The following is a 4,818-nucleotide window of genomic DNA, read 5'->3' on the forward strand; positions in this document are numbered from 1 at the left end:
CTACAGTCTACAGTCTACAGTCTACAGTCTACAGTCTATATAATATAGAACATATATCATTATTTACATACAAAACAATATAAAAAAATTGTACAAATCAAAATAAACATACAGTATCTTAAAAAATTATAAAAATTATTTTGCTTATTCTTTAAGCATAAAAAATAAAAGGATATAAATATGAAAACTATACTTTTAAATATAATATTAAAATTTTTTCCTCATATTTTAGATTCATATGATGATAATAAATTAAGAAAAATATATAGAGTTATTCAAAAAATAAATAATTTAATAAAATACAGAACATTTGATATATTTACAGGCATATCTATAGAAACATCAACATACTGTAATAGAAGATGTATATATTGCCCGAATCATAATAATCCAACACCAAAGTTATATGCTGATGAAAAAATTATTTATAAATTTATAGATGATTTAAGTAAAATGAAATATGCAGGCTGGATCGGCTGGAATTTTTATAATGAGCCTTTATTAGATGAAAGACTCATAAATTTTATAAAACTATCAAAAGAAAAAATAAAAGGAGTTACAAATATACTATTGACAAACGGAGATTTTTTAACATTAGAAAACAGCATAGAATATAAGCAAAATGGTATTGATATGTTTATAGTAACTATACATGATAAAAATCCTAATAACGCATACAAAAAATTATCAGCTATAAAAGAAAAAATAGGTAATTCTTTTATAATAAAAACTTTAACAGAAAAAGAATTAGGTACAAGGGCTGGAAGTGTTGAAGTAAAAAGAGAATATATGTCTTTCAAGTATTGCGATGTATTCATAAACCCAATAATAGACAAGGATGGAAATATGTTAGTGTGCTGTAATGATTACTTTAGAGAATTAAAAGTTGGAAATATTATAGAAAATAATATAATACAAATTTGGAATGATAAAAATTATAAAAATCTTAGAAAAAAATTAAGATATAATTTGACAGAATCTGTAAAGAATAAAACGATTCCTGATATATGTATAAAATGCTATTATAGTATGAATAATATTAAAAATTGTGATTAATATGTCAAAACTATTTTTTATATAATTTTGACATATTAAATAAAATTATATTATTTCATCCTTTATCATATCATCAAAAGTCTGTCTTTTTCGTATAATATAATGCTTATCTTTATCTGCCATAACCTGTGCTATAAGAGGTCTTGAATTATAATTACTTGACATACTAAATCCATAAGCACCTGCATCAAGTAAAGCCACATAATCTCCCTCTTCTACTACAGAACACTCTCTGTCATAGGCAAAAAAGTCAGAACTTTCACATATAGGTCCTACAAAATCATAGTTTGATACGCTTTCTCTTTTTACCAAAGGATATATCTCATTATAAGCATCATACATAGCTACCCTTACATAATCGTTCATACCACCATCTAATATAACATACTTTCTTCCAAGCTCCTCTTTTACATATTCTACCCTCATTATCAAAGCACCAGATTCTGCTACAAAATATCTTCCTGGTTCGGTTGTTACTTTGAGATTCATTTCTTTCAATAGATTTATGCTTTCATTTTTGAACTTATCAAAATCAAACCCAGAATGATCTTTATTATACCTTACCCCATAACCGCCTCCTATATCAATATCGGTTATATTAAATCCCATACTATTAACTTCGCCTATTAAGTCTTTCATCACCAAAATGGCTCTGTAAAAAGGCTCAGCATCTGTCATTTGAGAGCCTATATGCATTGATAATGACTCTATTTCTATATTATCTAATGATTTTAAAAGATTAGAATTTTCTATTATAGTTTTAATACATACTCCAAACTTGTTACCATTTACACCAGTAGTGATTTTTTCATGTGTATGTGCATCAACATTTGGATTAACTCTTATAGAACATTTTACTCTCTTTTTAAGTTCTTTAGCTATATTATTAATTCTTACAGCTTCGGGTATTGATTCTATATTAAAACGTTTTATATTAAGCTCAATAGATTTTTTTATCTCTTCTTCTGTTTTAGCGACACCAGAAAATACTATATTACTAGCATCTCCTCCAGCTTTTATATATTTCAAACTCTCTCCAAGAGAAACAACATCTGCACCAATTCCTTCTTCTACCATCATTTTTAATATAGATAAATTATTCTCAGCCTTAACAGCATATGCTATTAATACATCGTCTAAAGATGAAAATATATCTTTCAAAAATCTTATTTTCTGTAATATGTCATTTTTTGAATAAAGATAAAAAGGACTTCCATAAACTTTTATAAGTTCTCTTATATCAATATCTTCGCACATTAATATATTATTTTTATAGCCTATCATTATACCGCTCCTATATTTTTATTAATTGTTTTTTATGATTTTTTATATCATTCAAGTTTTTTAGTTAAAACTTCTGTTATATCCACGCTTAATATATTATCCTCATAAAGAAGAGGCAGATTATTTTCCAAAACCTTTAATGTTTCTTCGCTTTGATAATGCCCTATACCAATAGCAATACCATACTCTTTTGATAATTTAACAAGTTCTCTCCACTGCTTCATTATACTATCATAATCTCTATCATTGTCCAAAAATACATTTCTCTTTGCCGTTCTTACATTATTTTCTAATGCCAAATCATATATCAAACTTTCTGCAGAAGTATAAGAATCAACAAAATATTTATTATTATCTTTAGCATAGTCAATCATATATGAAACTATATTAATATCCTTACAAGCAAGAGAGCCTGTATGATTATTCATTCCAACAGAATAAGGAACTTTTGAAAATGAATAATCTAATAAATTAAAAACTTCATCTTTATTCATTCCAGTTCTTATTATAGTCTCCTCTCCGAAATAATCGCTGCCTTCCATAGGCATATGCAAAATAACATTAACATCATTACTATATGCTAAATAAGAAAAATCAATACTATGAGGAGAATCTGGAAGTACTGCAAATGTTATGCCGTATTTATAAGCTAATTGAAAATACCTATCTGTATAATCAAGAGTATTGCCGCTGTCATCTATTATAATACTTATAAAATTACTGCTTTCTATGGGTTTTTTAATATTATCCAATATAGGTTCTGATATATTAGGAGAATTAATATCTGCTAAATAAAATATATCATTAGTTTTTCTTGATGTTATAGTTTTTTCAGATGCATAATTGTTATTATCATCTGCATATTCAAAACTAATTCCATAATTTTCTTTAACCTTGATAAAGGTAAAATAAAATACAATAATTACAATAAATAAAAATAAAAAAATAATTATTCTTTTCATAAAAACTAACTAACTAATATTTACTTTTTATGATAATCTAAATGCTAATAAAAGTCAATTACATAAGATAAATCATTTTTCTATAATATTATTCATACTCACAACGGAATGTTCTTTACATTTATGACATTTAGGATAAGTTATATTTTTCATAATTTTTGTAAAAAAAGAATCTTTTTTAGAATATTTATTATCATCTGAGGTAATTTCTGTTATTACATTTCCATCTTCATCAGTTTGAGTATTTTCAAAATCTAATGAAACATCAGAAAAAATAGAAGGGGCATGCAAATCTTTATCCGAACTAAAATAATGTCCGCATTTTGTGCATTTATAAAAAAAAGGCGGTTTATCTGGAAACATATATTAATAACTCCTTGAACTATATTTCTAATGCTAATAATTTATCCTGTTCGCTATCAAAATGATCCGACATATAAATAATGGTATCATCTTTTTTTATAATACTATACGGCTTTACCCTATTATGACCTACTACCTGATTATACCCAATCCAAGAATCCGCAAGCAAATCTTCTGTATCAGCCCATAAAATACCTGCAAATTTACTTAATCCGCCTCGTCTGAAAGATGCTATATTACAGTCATCTTTATCATTCTTATATATTATATTTACAATACTTTCAATATTATCAATATCTATATTATCTATATCATATTTATTTTTTATATAATCAATCCAGCCGTTTGTTATTCCAGCATGTGTAAATATATAATTATTTTCTATATGTATAGGATTAAATATGTCAGCATTATTATTAAATATTCCATTCATTTCTTTTGCATAGCTTTCTCTGTATCTGCTTGCTGTAGGATAGCCAACTATATACTGAAAATCATGATTACCTATAAGAAGCTCAACATTATCATTATGATTTTTTTTAAACTCTATTACATTTTCAAGATTGTTAATTATATCTTCATCACAAAAGCGAACCCAACTGTCATCGCTGTAATCACCCATAAAGATTATCTTATCAAATTCAGTAAATCTCCCTTCAAGAAGTTTTTTCCAGCAATCTTTTCCATGCAAATCACCTATAATGGCTATTTTCATTTTTAAAGTCTCCTTGCAAGTGTTAATATATTATGATAATCTATACTCAAATTACTTGTGTCTTTTTCTAATACTTTAGAAGTATAAATATTTTCAAATTCTTTTTGTAAAAGCTCCTTAAACTCTTTTATACTATCACTATACTCATCTATATTAGAATTAATAGAAGGTTCATAATCATATTTTATCCTGTCAATAATATTATCTATAATACTTTCTTTTATCTCATAAATCTTTCCTATAGTCTGTACTATATTTATTACTCTATACTTATTAGAGTTTGAATTAATATTATCCATCATATAAATATTAATAGAATAATCCGCTGATTTTCTTTTATCTTCAAGGACATAATCCAAATTTTTTATAGCTTCTTCAACAAAATTATTAATGATAACAGTATCATATTCTTCATGTAAATCTTCTACACCTATTAGT

General features: G+C 25.6%; 5 protein-coding genes and 1 pseudogene. 1 reads left to right on the forward strand and 5 read right to left on the reverse strand.

Translation table 11 applies throughout. The features are described 5' to 3' along the window. The first annotated feature begins 180 nt into the window (after positions 1 to 180). Entirely contained in the window at positions 181 to 1,056 is an 876-nt protein-coding gene (locus KQ44_RS06010) for a radical SAM protein (RefSeq protein ID WP_096736659.1), read from the forward strand. A gap of 45 nt (positions 1,057 to 1,101) precedes the next feature. Here the strand turns inward: KQ44_RS06010 and lysA are convergent, their stop codons facing one another. From lysA to KQ44_RS06035, 5 genes and pseudogenes are all read right to left on the reverse strand, one after another. Then, complete coding sequence (gene lysA, locus KQ44_RS06015) at positions 1,102 to 2,340, reverse strand: diaminopimelate decarboxylase (protein ID WP_096736660.1); 1,239 nt, start codon at positions 2,338 to 2,340, stop codon at positions 1,102 to 1,104. A 47-nt stretch (positions 2,341 to 2,387) separates the two neighbouring features. After that, on the reverse strand, positions 2,388 to 3,302 hold the full coding sequence (locus KQ44_RS06020; RefSeq protein WP_096736661.1) for a divergent polysaccharide deacetylase family protein: 915 nt from the start codon (positions 3,300 to 3,302) through the stop codon (positions 2,388 to 2,390). A gap of 72 nt (positions 3,303 to 3,374) precedes the next feature. Next, positions 3,375 to 3,665, reverse strand: coding sequence for a hypothetical protein (locus KQ44_RS06025; RefSeq protein ID WP_096736662.1), 291 nt, complete (start codon positions 3,663 to 3,665; stop codon positions 3,375 to 3,377). 19 nt (positions 3,666 to 3,684) lie between these two features. Continuing rightward, positions 3,685 to 4,380, reverse strand: a complete 696-nt coding sequence (locus tag KQ44_RS06030; protein WP_096736663.1) for a metallophosphoesterase — start codon at positions 4,378 to 4,380, stop codon at positions 3,685 to 3,687. Positions 4,381 to 4,382: 2 nt separating this feature from the next. Continuing rightward, positions 4,383 to 4,818: pseudogene (locus KQ44_RS06035) on the reverse strand (HPr family phosphocarrier protein); the annotation flags it as partial.

The sequence above is a fragment of the Brachyspira sp. G79 genome (genome assembly GCF_002379365.1).
Classification (GTDB): Bacteria; Spirochaetota; Brachyspiria; order Brachyspirales; family Brachyspiraceae; genus Brachyspira.